The sequence below is a fragment of the Marinagarivorans sp. genome, assembly GCF_982758155.1.
Window position 1 is genome coordinate 1 of the sequence record NZ_CEXWTU010000107.1, and the last position, 15,605, is coordinate 15,605.

Annotated in this window: 10 protein-coding genes and 1 pseudogene; 9 read left to right on the plus strand and 2 right to left on the minus strand. The window is 47.4% G+C overall.

The genetic code is table 11. From position 1 onward, the window contains the following. Positions 1-306: 306 nt before the first annotated feature. The 3 genes and pseudogenes from AC3A8L_RS12260 (at position 307) to AC3A8L_RS12270 (ending at position 6,107) form a co-directional block, all read left to right on the plus strand. Positions 307-926: pseudogene (locus tag AC3A8L_RS12260) on the plus strand (alpha-ketoglutarate-dependent dioxygenase AlkB family protein). 214 nt (positions 927-1,140) lie between these two features. Next, a complete protein-coding gene (locus AC3A8L_RS12265; RefSeq protein ID WP_487962551.1) occupies positions 1,141-5,289 on the plus strand; it encodes a two-component regulator propeller domain-containing protein in 4,149 nt (1,382 codons plus the stop codon). 173 nt (positions 5,290-5,462) lie between these two features. Beyond that, on the plus strand, positions 5,463-6,107 hold the full coding sequence (locus tag AC3A8L_RS12270) for an outer membrane beta-barrel protein (protein ID WP_487962552.1): 645 nt from the start codon (positions 5,463-5,465) through the stop codon (positions 6,105-6,107). A gap of 92 nt (positions 6,108-6,199) precedes the next feature. Here AC3A8L_RS12270 and xrtE read toward each other — a convergent pair whose 3' ends face one another. Beyond that, a complete protein-coding gene (gene xrtE, locus AC3A8L_RS12275; RefSeq protein WP_487962553.1) occupies positions 6,200-7,849 on the minus strand; it encodes an exosortase E/protease, VPEID-CTERM system in 1,650 nt (549 codons plus the stop codon). A gap of 136 nt (positions 7,850-7,985) precedes the next feature. Further along, positions 7,986-8,447, minus strand: coding sequence for a hypothetical protein (locus AC3A8L_RS12280; protein WP_487962554.1), 462 nt, complete (start codon positions 8,445-8,447; stop codon positions 7,986-7,988). 261 nt (positions 8,448-8,708) lie between these two features. Here AC3A8L_RS12280 and hslV point away from each other — a divergent pair, with 261 nt between their 5' ends. The 6 genes from hslV to glnG all read left to right on the plus strand — a co-directional run bounded on the left by hslV (position 8,709) and on the right by glnG (position 15,532). Then, the gene (gene hslV, locus AC3A8L_RS12285; protein WP_487962555.1) at positions 8,709-9,233 is read left to right on the plus strand and encodes an ATP-dependent protease subunit HslV; all 525 of its coding nucleotides are present in this window, start codon (positions 8,709-8,711) and stop codon (positions 9,231-9,233) included. Between the two features lie 11 nt (positions 9,234-9,244). Next, entirely contained in the window at positions 9,245-10,573 is a 1,329-nt protein-coding gene (hslU, locus tag AC3A8L_RS12290; RefSeq protein ID WP_487962556.1) for an ATP-dependent protease ATPase subunit HslU, read from the plus strand. Positions 10,574-10,754: 181 nt separating this feature from the next. Continuing rightward, entirely contained in the window at positions 10,755-12,083 is a 1,329-nt protein-coding gene (locus AC3A8L_RS12295) for a GGDEF domain-containing protein (protein ID WP_487962557.1), read from the plus strand. 177 nt (positions 12,084-12,260) lie between these two features. After that, positions 12,261-12,788, plus strand: coding sequence for a DUF4124 domain-containing protein (locus AC3A8L_RS12300; RefSeq protein ID WP_487962558.1), 528 nt, complete (start codon positions 12,261-12,263; stop codon positions 12,786-12,788). A 247-nt stretch (positions 12,789-13,035) separates the two neighbouring features. Next, on the plus strand, positions 13,036-14,109 hold the full coding sequence (glnL, locus tag AC3A8L_RS12305; RefSeq protein ID WP_487962559.1) for a nitrogen regulation protein NR(II): 1,074 nt from the start codon (positions 13,036-13,038) through the stop codon (positions 14,107-14,109). After that, positions 14,096-15,532: a nitrogen regulation protein NR(I) gene (glnG, locus tag AC3A8L_RS12310; protein WP_487962560.1), complete on the plus strand. Its 1,437-nt coding sequence runs from the start codon at positions 14,096-14,098 to the stop codon at positions 15,530-15,532. Before glnL ends, glnG begins: the two co-directional genes overlap by 14 nt. Positions 15,533-15,605: the final 73 nt, after the last annotated feature.

The following is a 15,605-nucleotide window of genomic DNA, read 5'->3' on the forward strand; positions in this document are numbered from 1 at the left end:
TGCCTCGGTAACTGCTCCATGCGTTTCTCTACTGACCTATGTCCATATAGGCCCCGGCATGTGCCCCTTTAAGCGCCTCGATAAGAAAGCCAGTCTCTTCGTCTAATTGGACAAACTATTATTGCCTCGCCCCTTATGGTGATTCAAGTAACGGGCTGATGGTTAGACCGTTAAATTTAAACACCAACGTTTCGAACCGACTGAGCGTTTAAAAGTGTGCCCACGTACCAGTTATAATGCCGGTGTCGTACGCGGCAGCCAACAATTCAAATCATCCTTTAAACGCTGATACTATTTAACAAAAATATGTCTCTATTTACACCTAATGGCGAGTGGCTTAACGAACCAGGGTTAAGCCTTTTCTGGCAGCCACACTTCTTTAGCCAAACACAAGCCGACCAATACTTTCAGGCCCTACTGCAGCAGTTAATCTGGCGGCAAGATGTGATCACACTGTACGGAAAAGCACACAAAGAACCTCGACTATGTGCCTATTACGGCGATAGTAATGCGCACTACAACTACTCACAAAAAAACATGCAGCCTCATCCGTGGCATCCACTTTTGTTTGCGCTGAAAAAGCAGCTCAGCCAAAAACTTAACACTCCCTTTAATGCGGTACTGTGCAATTATTATCGTGATGGCCAAGATGGCATGGGTTGGCACAGTGATGATGAACCAGAACTAGGCCCGTCACCGATCATCGCATCATTAAGCTTCGGCGCTACGCGGCGCTTTATACTGCGCAATAAAAAGGCTCACACACAAAAAGACACTTTGAGCTAAGCCATGGCAGTTTATTGGTTATGGCCGCCGACACACAAAAAAACTGGCAACATGCCATCCCCAAAACACAACGTTCAACGCACAACCGAATTAACTTAACCTTTCGTGCAGTTAACATTGACTCAAAAATCAGCCGCTAGCGCTCGTTTGAACCCATCAATTAATTACCGCCGTATCACTGAATCACGACAAAAAAATATAAATACAAACCCTTTACTTCAATAAGTTATGAACAAGTATTAAATTAACTCAATACTGGCAGCCGTTAACCTCCTAGCTACACTTAACGTAACAAGGGACTGCTCGCGTGCTTAACGTGCACACGACTACACCGTGAACTCGCTAGGTACCGTCATGCCAACACAAGCTTTATACGCCACAACTCGCATTTTCACTCGTCATGTTATTGCTTTAGGGGTGGCACTACTGATACCCGTCGCCGCAATGACGCAAGCTGAGCCATTGCCTGAACGTATAAGCTTCCAGCACCCACTCGAGAATAAGGACATTGTGCTCGGCGAAGCGGCATCCATATTTCAAGATAGCCAAGGCTTTATGTGGTTTGGCGGCGCTAATGCCATAATTCGCTTCGATGGCTACGAATTTAAATCCATACTGCTTACCGTTAATACTGCGCAGGGCGAAGAATTGCGCCCGGTAAAAATGGCCGTCGATATCTTTGAAGACAGCGAGGGTATTTTATGGGTATCTACGCGAACAGGATTATTGCGCTACGACCCACGTACCGAACGCCTCACCCAGGTTGCAGATAATCCTGACGCCCCGGTCACTATTACCACAACCGATCTACTTCAAACGTTAGAGCTACCTAGCGGCGAGCTTCTCGTAGCCTCTAAATCTGGCTTGTTAGTGGTGGATCGTAAACAGCTTACTTATACCGTTATTCTACCGAATGAAAATGACACCAAAAGCCTCCATAGCAAAATTGTACAATCGGTTCATATCGACCCTAAAGGCAACGTATGGGTAGGAACAGAAGCCGGTCTGGAGAAACTGGATTGGGATAAAAAACAATTCGATTTAATTAAACCCTTCCCCGAGCGCCCCGACCTTGTTCCAGCTAACTCCGTTACAGATATTATTTCTGATGGTAACGGACAATTATGGCTAGCCACATTTAACGGCCTTGTTCGCTACGACCCCAAAGCACAAAAATCAATACGCTACATTAACGACCCCGAAGATCCGTTCAGTTTGGGCGGAAACGATATCTGGACGATATCTCTTGATTCAACCGGCGCACTCTGGATTGCATCTGATGGCGGTGGCATTACGGTTTTTGAAACCAGTAAAAAATACCCTCAAGGCCGCTTCGTTAACCACAAACATGAAGCTGGCCGTGCTAGCTCAGTTAACTCCAACCAAGTACGCACGGTATTTGAGGATATGACTGGCGACATATGGGTAGGCAACTACCCCGACGGCATCAATTTTTTTGATCGCTCCAGCTCTGCGATTACAAGCTATACAAACGATCCCTCTAACAGCAACAGCTTGTCTCACAACTCAACACTATCAATGAAAGAAGATAGTAAGGGTAACCTGTGGCTAGGTACTGATGGCGGCGGCCTCAACTATTTTGACCGCGAGAATAATACCTTTAAGGCTTACAAAAAATCGGATGACGAAACCAGCATTAGTAGCAACGCCATACTCACAACGTTTCTCGATTCCCAAGGCCACATTTGGGTAGGCACCTGGGGTGGAGGCATGTCCCGGTTAGACACCAGCACCGGAAAATTCCACCGCTACCCTTTTGATGAGCTGCGTAAAACCACCGAAAGTATTAGCCACTCCCAACGCTTAAACAATGCCCACGTTTGGTCCATCAAAGAAGATAGCCTGAATAATATTTGGGTATCGACCCACGCAGGAGGCTTAAGTAAATACGATAGAGTCAGTAACAGCTACACCCACTACATTCACAACGATAGTGACCCAAAATCCATTATTGGTGGCAACACATGGGATACCTATGAAGACTCCAAAGGCAACTTTTGGATTGCGACTAGCATGGGCCTCGACCTTATGGATCGCGATACCGAAACATTCACACATTTTTTAGCTGATGCAACTAATCCTTCTAGCCTTAGCAATCCTTCGGTACTTTCTATTTTTGAAGACAGTCAAGGTCGGATGTGGTTTGGTACTGATGCAGGCCTGAATCAGCTCAATGACGATAAGAAATCATTTACGGTATATACCAAAAAAGATGGATTTAACGACGATACTATTCGGCAAATTTTAGAAGACAGTGAAGGTCGATTATGGCTAAGCACCAACAACGGTATTTCATTGTTTGACCCGAGCAACAAGAAAATCAAAAACTACAACAGAGATAGCGGCAAGTTAATGGGCGGCTTTCATACCGATTCAGGCCTTATTACCAGCAAAGGAGAAATCATCTTTGGTGGTATTGAAGGTGTACGTTTCTTTAATCCAGAAAAACTTAAAGAAAACAAAATAGCACCGCCTATCGTATTTACTGATTTCAAAATATTTGCTGATTCTATCGCCATTGGTGGTGAAGACGGGCTGCTTGAAGAGTCAATAAACACCACGCCTGAAATTATTTTAGATTACAAAAAATCGATGTTTGTATTTGGTTTTTCTGCGCTGAACTTTAGGGATTCAGGTAAAAACCGCTACGCCTACAAACTGGACGGGTTTGATGAAGATTGGCTACAAGTGGGCGACCAACGCTCGGCTAAATACACCAACCTAAATGCAGGCACCTATGTCTTCCAAGTAAAAGGCAGTAACAACGATGGTGTTTGGAATGAAGATGGCGCAGCAATTACAATTATTCAGCTACCACCACCCTGGAAAACCTGGTGGGCGTATACATTGTATGCACTGGCTTTACTGGCACTGGTATTGCAATTCATTGCGCATCAACGCCAAAAGCGAAAAGTGATTGAAGAGCAAAACCGTTTACTGGAAGCTAAAGTTGCAGAGCGTACCGGCGAGCTGAAGCAAAAAAATGACGACATTCAGGCCATGCTAGAAAACATGCCCCAAGGTTTGTTTACCGTACAAGACAACCAATTAATACATCCTGAGTACGCCCATTATTTGGAAAAAATATTTGAAACAACAGATATCGCCAATCGCAAAGCCAGTGAATTACTTTTCACCGGCGCGAGCTTAGGGAGCGATAGCTTAGACTCTGCGAACAACGCCATCTTTGCCATTGTCGGTGAAGATGAAATGAATTACGAATTCAACAAATCACTATTGATTGACGAATATGATATTAAAATTAATGGTAAAACAAAATTCATTGCCCTCGACTGGAATCCGATATTAAGCGATGGCGTCGTCAACAAACTGATGGTCTCCGTTCGAGATGTAACGCGCCTCAAAGAGATGGAAACTGAATCTCTAGGACAAAAACGTGAGCTGGACATTATTAGCCAGTTATTAAACGTTTCATCTGAAAAAGTACTTGGTTTTGAAGAGTCCGCTTCTCGGTACATACATGAAAACTACGAAGCTATTGAGGCAGCTGTGTCTCGTAACGAAGACACCATTGCGCTTTTGTTCCGAAATATGCATACCATTAAGGGAAATTGCCGCACCTATGGCTTTAGCCATTTAAGCGATGTGGTTCATGAAGTGGAATCGACCTATAGCTCACTCAAAGCATCACCCGACGCACCCTGGGATGCCGATAAATTATTGGATGATTTAGAGCACGTGAAAAAGGCCATGGCTGAATACTCCAATATTTATCATACCGTACTTGGCCGCGGCGATAACGACGGTGGCGATCGCCATGAAGGCTTCTGGATGACCAGTGCCACGATGGATAAAATTCAAGCATTCGCAGAGGAAGACCAATCAGATAACCTAAAACAGTTTATGGGGCGCATACAATCCAGTCCGATCGAAGATGTTCTTGTTGATGTTGTTGCCTCACTTTCTTCCATTGCCAACCAACTGAACAAACAGACGCCAAGCGTTAAATTTAACGCGAAGAATATTCGCATCAAAAATACCAGTTTTGAATTATTAACGGATGTTTTTGCTCACATTCTTCGCAACTGTGTCGACCACGGTTTAGAGCTACCTGACGAACGTGTTAAGAACGGTAAGAACGAGCGCGGCAGTATTCTAATTAATGCCATGATTGTTAATGAAAAGCTCAGTATATTCATCAATGACGACGGTAAAGGTATCAACATTAGCAAGCTTTTCGAAAAAGGCGTGGCGCTTGGACGGTGGAGCAAAGATAGCTCAATAAGCAATCAGGACATTGCACACCTCGTTTTTTGCTCAGGCGTATCAACCAAAGAGACCGTAACGGATATTTCAGGCCGTGGTGTAGGCCTGGATGCCGTTAAAGCATTCCTTTCTGCGCAAGGCGGTAACGTCCAATTAATCCTCCAAAACACTTCAGAATCTCAACGTGGATTCGTCCCATTTGAGCTACTTGTGACACTCCCCAAAGACCTATACCTTGCCATTGAAGACGATTAGGCTGAGTCAGACTAAACGCCCCCGGCTCTAGCAGTAAAAGTTTTTCGCCCACCATAGCCACCCGTGACTCAACCGGTGGCTATGGTTGCTCAACCGTTAAGATTCTCGATTTCTATAATTCCACACCGTATAATGCGCGCGTTAAATGACTCTACCTTAAGGAAAGCGCATAGATGAAACTCCAAACTTTAATACCATCAGTATTAATGGCCTCCACCATACTGTGTGGCGCGGCTGTTCAGGCTCAAAACATTGCGGATACCGGTTGGTTTGTTGGCGGACAAATAAGCCAAGCAGACTTAGAACTAGAATACCGAAACCAAAAAGTGCTCAGCTTTGATGCCCCCATGCTAGAGGCGCGCGGCGGCTTTCGCTTTAGCCCTTACTTTGCGATAGAAAGCACGCTCGGATTAACGGCATCGGGCTCAACCAGTAATGATAACGTCGACGATGCTGCGCTTTTGAAGTTATCAACAGCAGCCAAGTTAATCGCCCCCATCAGTGATCGCGTTCAATTGTATGCCAATGCCGGCCTAGCAATACTCAGCTATGCACATGAAGAAAACTATTACGATGACGATTACGGGTATTACAACCGCAACCGATACGACAACACCCAAAATTATGTCGGCAATTGCTTCTTACTTGGCCTTGGGGTTGAATTTGAAGTTTCACCCAGCCTTGTTTTACGCTTAGCGTACGACTCGATGAGCGGTGAACTTGAGTACGATGATGACAGCTACTACTCCCGTAGCAACTCACCCGACCTTGATGCGAAGCTTTCACAAATTGGCGTAGGTGTGCATTATCAGTTTTAACCTATCTTAATTAATACACTGAACATTGATGGCGGTTATAGGGACGAGGCAATAATACAAAAAAGTCCTCTCAATGTTCAGCCTCCGCCCTGCTACAGCAATCCCCAACGGCCAGAGCCGTACGCGAAGAAAAATATCGCAGCATTGGTTACACCGTGCGCAATAATCGGGGCCCAAATGGAATGGCTCTTCCAGCGCAGCAAACCGTATAATACCCCAGCGACTGTGCCTGCCAACCACGTGCCATGTAACGCACCAAAAGCCAAGCTAGAACCGACAATACCGATCACAACAAAAGGCACGGGCCCCGAGACATAGTGTGTAGTCCGGCTCAATTTACACAACAAATAACCGCGAAAAGCTAATTCTTCCGCTATGGGTACTGTAACAACGGAGCCCAAGAAGCGACAAACCAACCAAGCCGCCATCCAGCCCACCGATAACCCCTCTAGACCCGTACGCATCTCTGCATCCGCGGATTGCGTTTCCCCGAGCATAACAACCCACAAAACAGCCACCAGGAAACCCACACCAATAGAATGCCAAGATACCCGCAGCCGCGGCAAGGCCAACGCTTTCCACGCCCAAGCCAAAGCACCCGCTACAACAATAACTCGAACGGGGTAAAAATAATCGAACCCTGCTGAAAAAGTGGATGTGATTAACGTCGCCGCCAACAATGCCACCGCAGGCACCAATGTCGCCACCGCCTGCTCGCTGCGTTCATCAAGGGGGGCAGTCTCCAATGGCGATGCCTGTACTGAGTATTCGCTATTAAAAAAACGCATTTTCCCCGCCAACCAAAGCACGCCCACTGACGTCGCAATAAAAGAAAGCCACCCAGCCTGTGAATGAAACCCGCCAACCGCCACATCTGGCGAGACATAAGCGCCAATAAGAACCAGTACGGAAATACGAACACTATTAAGCAGCCATATGCACAAAGCGCCTAAAGGGAATAGTAGGTAAGCATGCGGAAAACGAAATTCTTGCCGGTGTACCCATAAATAAACAGCCGTAAAAGCCACAACCAAACCAATGCCTTCATAACCAGAGCAAGCATTTGCCACATGAACAAAAAAGTCACCCGCTCCCATAATCTTATCCACAGGGTCAATATACACATCCGTTGCTCCAACAAGCTGCAACCAAAACGCTGCCAACGTGAACGTCGCATCAGCCATCGGCCCCCACAGGTTTGAACTCAGTGTTGCCGCCCACCACACAATGGCCGCAACCGCTGGCGCCAAGGCAAGCGTCACCTTTTCTTGCCGAATAAAACGAGTGACATCTTGGGTATTCATCAACATCATCGCCCATGTCGCCGCAGTTGCTAAGGCCGCGGCCAGCCACGCAATTAAAGGGAGCAGGCCTAGGTGTTTCGCTTGCTCCGTTGTACCACCAAAAATCAACCATGAAAGACTGAACAATACGCCATAACAAACGATATGCAGTCCACCAAAAACGCCACATCGCGGCCAACTAAACTGCGCATTAAACCGCTGTAAATAATGCCGCAGACGGCGCTGTAACAACAAAACAGCAATGACGGCCGTTAATACTAGCCACTTAGCCACCTGCCCCAAATAGCCAAAAGCCGCCAGCAAGCCTTCAGCATTACCACGCATAACGAGCTTATAGGCATCAACCGTCTGGCTAATCAGTAAAACTTCAGCCAGTAAAATCATTGCCGCAAATAATAACGCGAACCCGTATCGCTCTCTCAATTTGGTAGTACCCATGATGTATCAATATTCATTAAACAGTGAGTATAGAGCCCGCCCCACCGTCACAGCCAGCCCTCTTAACGCAAAAAGCCCCTGAGTTTCCTCAGGGGCTTTTTAATAACAACTCGGCAGCAAAAAACTACCGTTGATATTACTTTTTAGCCGCTTTTCTGCGCTCGCGACGAATAGCAGCAATGCCGCCTAATAAGCCTAACGCCAATGCAGCACCTGCGGCATCAATTTCTGGAACTGAATGCGCGCTCGTTTTTTTATCTTTTTTGACGGCTTTATCAGCCTTAGCTATCTTTTTAGCCGCCTCTAGCGTGTCTTTGCGCTTCTTTTCAGCCGCTTTTTTAGCTTGCTCCAACGTCTTTTTAGCAACTTTTGTGTCTACTTCTTTCTTCTTTTCGGCCGCCTCTTTGGCTGGCTCTTTCTTCTTTTTAGCGGCTTCTTTAGCCTGCTCTTTAATTTTCTTAGCCGCTGTCTTAGCCGCTTCAACATCATGCTTTACTTTGGCGCTATCGACTTTATTCCCTTTATCGCTCGCAGAAACATTCGCACTCACTGCCAGTAATGGTAAAGCAGCCAAACATGCCAATAAAATCTTCTTCATTACTATTCCCTACACTTAATTATTTAAAACGAAACGAGATTACTACCGAGCGAACTCGATCACTTGAATGAAACAAAGCATACATCGTGCCTAGAAATAAAAAACACTAAAAAACAAGTAGTTAAAAGCAATATAACGCATTCCTTTTAATTAAAGGCGTAGCCGCCACCCCTGCAGTGTAAAACAAACTGACACATGAATTGAACTCCGCTTATTCACCCCCATAGTAGATGACTGTACATCGACAAATAAGGATTACCAATGACAACAATCGTGTCAGTTCGCCGCGGCAATAGCGTGGTAATAGGCGGTGACGGCCAAGTTTCTCTCGGCAATACCGTTATGAAAGGCAATGCGCGAAAAGTACGCCACCTTTACAAAAATCAGGTCATTGCTGGCTTTGCCGGTGGCACAGCCGATGCCTTTACTCTCTTTGAGCGTTTCGAGAGCAAGCTGGAAACACATAACGGGCAACTGGTGCGCGCAGCCGTCGAGCTGGCCAAAGAGTGGCGCAGCGACCGCGCACTGCGCAAATTAGAAGCCCTGCTAGCCGTAGCGAACCATGAAGCCTCGCTTATCATTACGGGCAACGGCGATGTTATTCAGCCCGAAGACGATCTTATCGCTATTGGTAGCGGTGGCGCATTTGCACAAGCTTCTGCCAGAGCACTGCTTGAAAATACCGAGCTTAGCGCCCGCGATATAGTGGCTAAAAGCTTAACGATTGCAGGCGATATTTGCGTTTATACCAATCAAAATCAAACCATTGAAGAACTGGAATTTTAGGGACTCTGATTATGCCCAGCACGACTCACTCCATGACACCCCGCGAGATCGTACACGAGCTAGACAAGCATATCGTGGGACAACAAAACGCCAAGCGTGCTGTTGCCATCGCCCTGCGTAATCGTTGGCGCAGAATGCAAGTTAGCGATGACTTGCGCCCAGAAATCACACCCAAGAATATTTTGATGATTGGACCTACAGGCGTTGGTAAAACAGAAATCGCCCGTCGTCTGGCAAGGCTCGCTAACGCTCCCCTCATCAAAGTAGAAGCGACTAAATTTACCGAAGTGGGCTATGTGGGCCGCGATGTCGAATCCATCATCCGCGATCTCATTGAAAGTGCAATTAAGATGTTGCGCGAACAAGAAATGAAAAAGGTCGAGCAACGCGCTAAAGATGCCGCAGAAGAGCGCATTTTAGACGCCCTTCTTCCGCCGGTGCGCGGTGAAGAAGGTGAAAAACAAGAAAGCTCTACACGGCAAGTTTTCCGCAAAAAACTGCGGCAGGGCGAGTTAGACGATAAAGAAATTGAAGTCGACCTTGTTGCAACCCCCATAGGCGTTGAAATTATGGCGCCTCCGGGTATGGAAGACATGACCAGCCAGTTACAAAATATGTTCTCATCCATGGGCAAGGATAAAACGAAAAAACAGAAGTTAACCGTTAAGCAGGCCTTCAAGCAACTCACCGATGAAGAAGCCGCTAAGCTAGTCAATCAAGATGATCTAAAAGCTCGCGCTATTGAAGCTGCCGAACAAAACGGGATTGTCTTTATCGACGAAATCGATAAAGTCTCTAAACGCGAAGGCAACAGTGGTGCGGATGTTTCTCGCGAAGGCGTACAACGCGACCTACTTCCATTGATTGAAGGCTGCACCGTAAGCACCAAACACGGCATGATCAAAACAGATCATATGCTCTTTATCACATCAGGTGCGTTCCACCTCAGTAAGCCTTCGGACTTGATTCCAGAGCTACAAGGCCGACTTCCTATACGCGTGGAACTGGAAGCCCTAACGCCCGATGACTTTCAGCGTATCCTTACAGAACCGAACGCGTCACTGACAGAACAACATATCGCACTAATGAACGCCGAGGGCGTGGCACTAAGCTTCACCCCTGAAGGCATTCGTCGCATTGCCGAAACCGCTTATCAAGTGAATGAAACAACAGAGAACATCGGTGCCCGCCGCCTACATACCGTACTAGAACGCTTACTTGAAAAAGCCTCTTTCGATGCAGGCCAAGAGCATACAAGCATTACGGTTGATGCGGCCTTTGTTGACGGCGAGCTCAACGAGCTCGCCAAGGATGAAGACCTCAGCCGATTTATTTTGTAACACTAAAGATTCGATTGTCCTCGACGCGATATTCGCGAGACCAACCCGTACTAACGGGACGGGTCTCGCGCCTTTCTTTTCAACATTCAAGCACTCTAGCGATCAGCATCTACACTTAAGGGACGAGGGTACAAGTTTTCACCCCCAAAGCCATTATTATTGAGTTGCCATAACCCGCCAGATGATCACACTCAAACACCTTCCCTATATTCGCTTAGCTATTGGCCTTTTCAGTCTGATATTAATAGCCATGAGTATTTGGGCCCCCGAACGAAGAATACCACTTGCCTCTGACGAGCGATCCGCACCCGGCACTTATGACGACAAAGACAAAAATGGCGGCAACAGCACCGTACACTGGCTAACCGACCATCCCAAAGGCTTCTTGTGTGAAATACGAGACGGCGCCAAATTCAAAGCGTGCGGTGTCACACTGACATTCACCACCAAAGCCTTCAAGTACTCACATGACGACCCTAGCGCCTTTAACAAACAGATAGAGGCCCTGCGTTACGAAGACTTTCGTCATATCAACGGCTTTGACATCGACATCTCCTACAAAGGTGATGCCGACCACCTACGGCTCTACCTACGCAACGCCAAAGAACGCAATATTGAAGGCACAGATCAAGAGCCCGAAAAGTTTATGTCCGTATCCATTCGGAAGAATGAAACCAACAAGCCTATTTTTATTAACTTACATGAATTTCATGTACCCAACTGGTGGATGGATACCCACGCCAAAAGCCGGTTAGAAGGGCAGCCCGAATTCAACAATGTGTTTCAGCTTGGTGTCGATGTACCCTATGACGTACCCAACGGCACCCATATTTTTACCATCAATAAAATCAACATTGTCAAAAACTGGTTTCCTGTAGCAACTATCTACATCGCCATTACTGCGATGTGGCTAAGCGTCTTTTTATTAGAGGGGCTATTTCGAGTACATAAACTTTATCGCGATAATCAGCGGCATCATAAATCCCTTAAGATTTTAGAATCGAGATATAACGAATTGCAAAATGAGGCGAACCAAGATGCGCTCACCAAGGTGTATAACCGTCGGGGTTTAGATCATGTCATTGAAATTATTTTCAGCACACAAAAAGGCGCAAATCTATGCATCGCCGTTTTGGATATCGATCACTTTAAACAAGTTAATGATACATTCGGCCACGATACTGGTGACATCATATTAGAACAGGTTGCACAGCGCATTACCGCCAACCTGAGTAACGACCTTATTCTTGGGCGGTGGGGCGGCGAAGAGTTTCTACTCATTAACCCCAATAGCAACTTGGAGCAGCTGACCCTGCTTACGCATAAAATTCGCAGCATCATTGCCGACACGCCGTTTAAATCGCTCAAGCAAGCACACCAGGTTACTGTCAGTATTGGCTGCACGGCCGTGCGAAATCAAGAAACGTTTTCCCAGGCTTTTGGTCGCGCCGACCAAGCACTGTACTCCGCCAAAGAGCAAGGACGGAACACGGTCTGCTCAACCCGGTAGTCGTTCAGTTACGATAAAGCATGAATGCTTTAAATTGGTCTGCGGTATAGCACCGCGTAATGTATTAAAATACTGATGCCGTCAAAATAGAGCGCTGTCGCTTCATATAGCACCATTGCCCCAAGTCGGTCATAATCTAGCTAAAGGGTACTCAAGTTCAATAAAGAGGAACGTCTCATGCGCAAAGTTCTCACATCAATACGTCTGGCTGGGTTGCTCGCAGTCGTTGGTATCACTGCCGCCTCCTATGTGATTGCAGATAGCGTTTACAAATCCGTTGATGAAAATGGAAGAGTTACTTATTCCGACGCCCCCACAGGAACCAAAATTAACCCCGTCGACCTCCCTCAAATTAATACCACGCCACCCGTTAAAGCGAAAACATACAACTCGCCCGCACCGAAGCAACAAGCCGCCCAATACCGCGTAAGTATCACGTCACCGAGCAACGGAGCACAAATTCTAGCCGGACAACGAAACCTTACCGTCGCCGCTAATGTACAACCCGCTTTAGGCAATGGCTACAGCGCTCAGCTGTATATGAATAACAGCCCTTATGGCGGCGCCCAAACCAGTACCAGCTTTGTTATTACTGAGATCATGCGTGGTGAGCAACAGATCAGTGTTGCAATCCTAAGCCCCACCGGGAAAGTGGTTGCTCGCTCAGGTAGCATTAGCGTCTACGTTCTTAGGCCTGGCCGATAGTAGCTAACACCCCTAATTGCACCAAAAAGACACACTTCAGCTTCAACTTGGTGCCACCCTCTGCGATAATGCATCGCGGGGGCGCACCCAGACTTTTCCCATCAGCGACATCCCCGCTCTAATACAACAAAAAGAACAGCGTTTAGCGTTATCGTTCAGCCCCTGAGCAATCAACGGGCAGTTTGTTAATTTCAACAAACTGGTTTGATCCTTGCTAGTCTCGCTAGTATCAATGAGATCGTATTCCATGGCTGAACAACTACATTACAAACATATTTTAGATCGATTAGTCACTGCCGTGATCTTAGTCGATAGCGAGCTAAAGCTGTCCTACCTTAATAGTGCCGCAGAAGTATTGCTGTGCGTCAGTGGAGATCAAGTGATTGGCCGCTGCATTAGTCACTGCTTCGAAGAGCAAGACGGGGACCACAACCCATTGGCGCACGCTATTGCCAGCAACAATCCATACACGAAACGTCACGCAAAGTGGCGCCTACATAACGGCAATGAAATTACCGTCGACTATTCGGTAGACCCCAGTGCGGATGGCAACAGCCTTGTTATCGAAGTGCAGCCCCTTGACCGCCTCATCCGCATAAGCAAAGACGAAGCTATGCTATCGGCACAAGAAACCTCCCGTAATTTAATTCGTAGCATGGCGCACGAAATTAAGAACCCTTTGGGCGGAATTCGCGGAGCCGCTCAATTGCTCGGCCGGGAATTCGGCGAGTCCGATTTATCGGAATACACACGCATTATTATTGAAGAAACAGACCGCCTAAGGGACTTAGTCGACCGCATGCTTGGCCCACGGATTCCGGCAGAGCGCAAACCCGTTAACGTTCACGACATACTTGAGCATGTCGCCTCGGTTATCGATGTAGAAGCAGGTCATACCGTCAATATTCAACGCGATTATGACCCCAGCATTCCAAGTCTGATCGGGGATAGAGGGCAACTTATTCAATCACTGCTCAACATAAGCCGTAATGCACTTCAAGCCCTTATGGAAAGCAGCACCCCGTCACCGCAAATTAAAATGATAACCCGCGTTCAACGCCGCTTTACGATTGGCCGCCAACACCACCCGCTGGTTGCCAGAGTAGAAATACAGGATAACGGCCCGGGAATCCCTCCCGAACTCATCAGCAATATCTTTTTCCCTATGATTACTGGGCGAGCAGAAGGTACCGGGCTTGGGCTCGCCATAACGCAAAACCTCATTAGTCTGCACGGGGGCCTGGTCGAATGCCGAAGCGAACCGGGCAAAACAGAATTCACGCTATATTTACCCTTGGATAAACACTATGCAGAAGCCTAACTACGTTTGGATTATTGACGACGATAAATCGATTCGCTGGGTGCTAGAAAAGGCTCTACAGCAAGCAGGCATCACCACGGAAAGCTTTGAAAGCGCCGACAGAGCACTCAGCCGTCTTAAAATAGAGCAGCCCGACGCTATCATAAGCGACGTGCGCATGCCCGGCACCGATGGCCTTACACTACTATCGTTATTACAGAAAGATTTCCCCGGCCTTCCTGTTGTTATCATCACCGCACACTCAGACCTCGATAGCGCAGTATCAGCCTATCAAGGCGGGGCTTTTGAATACCTTCCAAAGCCGTTTGATATTGATGAAGCCGTTGCCGTAACTCAGCGCGCCTTGGCTCATACGCAAGAGCAGCAACAGGCAACCCCGGTGCAAAGCCCCCCAGAAGCCACCAAAGATATTATTGGTGAAGCACCCGCGATGCAGGAGGTTTTCCGAGCTATTGGGCGATTATCTCAATCCAATATTACCGTGCTAATCAACGGCGAGTCCGGTACCGGGAAGGAGCTCGTTGCCCATGCGCTACACACCCATAGCCCGCGTAAAGGCGGGCAATTTATTGCGCTTAACATGGCGGCGATTCCTCGCGACCTGATTGAATCCGAATTGTTTGGGCACGAAAAAGGCGCCTTTACCGGAGCCGGAGGCTTGCGCCAGGGTCGCTTCCAACAAGCGGATGGCGGCACTTTATTTTTAGATGAAATTGGCGATATGCCAGCCGAAACACAAACCCGCTTACTCCGAGTATTGGCTGATGGTGAATTTTATCGTGTCGGCGGCCACACCCCGATAAAAGTTGATGTGCGCATTATTGCCGCAACCCATCAAGACTTAGAGCAACTCGTTGAAGAAAACCGTTTCCGCGAAGATTTATTCCATCGCCTAAACGTGATTCGCGTGCATCTACCGAAGCTAGCAGAACGCAGTGAAGATATCCCCAGCCTTGCGCGACACTTTTTAAGCTCCGCCGCTAAAGAGCTCGGAGTAGAACCCAAGATCTTAACCAAAGAAGCTGAGCAATACCTTGCTAACTTGCGCTGGCCTGGGAACGTAAGGCAACTTGAAAACACGTGTCGCTGGATTACCGTTATGGCCTCCGGCCGCGAAGTACACGTTCAAGATTTACCCCCCGAGCTTATGGAGCGAAAAGATGCGCAAGCACCGGCAGGCGATTGGGACAAGGCTTTGCGACAATGGGCTGACCAATGCCTTGCTCGCGGTGAACACGACATTCTAAGCGAAGCAGTACCTACGTTTGAAAGAGCCCTTATCGAAACCGCTCTCAAACATACCGCAGGCCGCAAGCGAGATGCCGCCAACCTATTAGGTTGGGGCAGAAACACCCTGACACGAAAATTAAAAGAATTGGGAATGTCCGAGCCGGACAACGAGGACAGCGAAGCTTCAGCATAATGTTAGGGACGAGGCAGTAATACTTTATCCAATAATACTGGCTTCCTGTTTCCTCAGCTGCGTTGCTCGAAGC

Coding starts and splice junctions, on each gene's coding strand:
- AC3A8L_RS12265 (WP_487962551.1), top strand. CDS start 1,141: ATGCCAACACAAGCTTTATACGCCACAACTCGCATTTTCACTCGTCAT.
- AC3A8L_RS12270 (WP_487962552.1), top strand. CDS start 5,463: ATGAAACTCCAAACTTTAATACCATCAGTATTAATGGCCTCCACCATA.
- xrtE (WP_487962553.1), bottom strand. CDS start 7,849: ATGGGTACTACCAAATTGAGAGAGCGATACGGGTTCGCGTTATTATTT.
- AC3A8L_RS12280 (WP_487962554.1), bottom strand. CDS start 8,447: ATGAAGAAGATTTTATTGGCATGTTTGGCTGCTTTACCATTACTGGCA.
- hslV (WP_487962555.1), top strand. CDS start 8,709: ATGACAACAATCGTGTCAGTTCGCCGCGGCAATAGCGTGGTAATAGGC.
- hslU (WP_487962556.1), top strand. CDS start 9,245: ATGCCCAGCACGACTCACTCCATGACACCCCGCGAGATCGTACACGAG.
- AC3A8L_RS12295 (WP_487962557.1), top strand. CDS start 10,755: ATGATCACACTCAAACACCTTCCCTATATTCGCTTAGCTATTGGCCTT.
- AC3A8L_RS12300 (WP_487962558.1), top strand. CDS start 12,261: ATGCGCAAAGTTCTCACATCAATACGTCTGGCTGGGTTGCTCGCAGTC.
- glnL (WP_487962559.1), top strand. CDS start 13,036: ATGGCTGAACAACTACATTACAAACATATTTTAGATCGATTAGTCACT.
- glnG (WP_487962560.1), top strand. CDS start 14,096: ATGCAGAAGCCTAACTACGTTTGGATTATTGACGACGATAAATCGATT.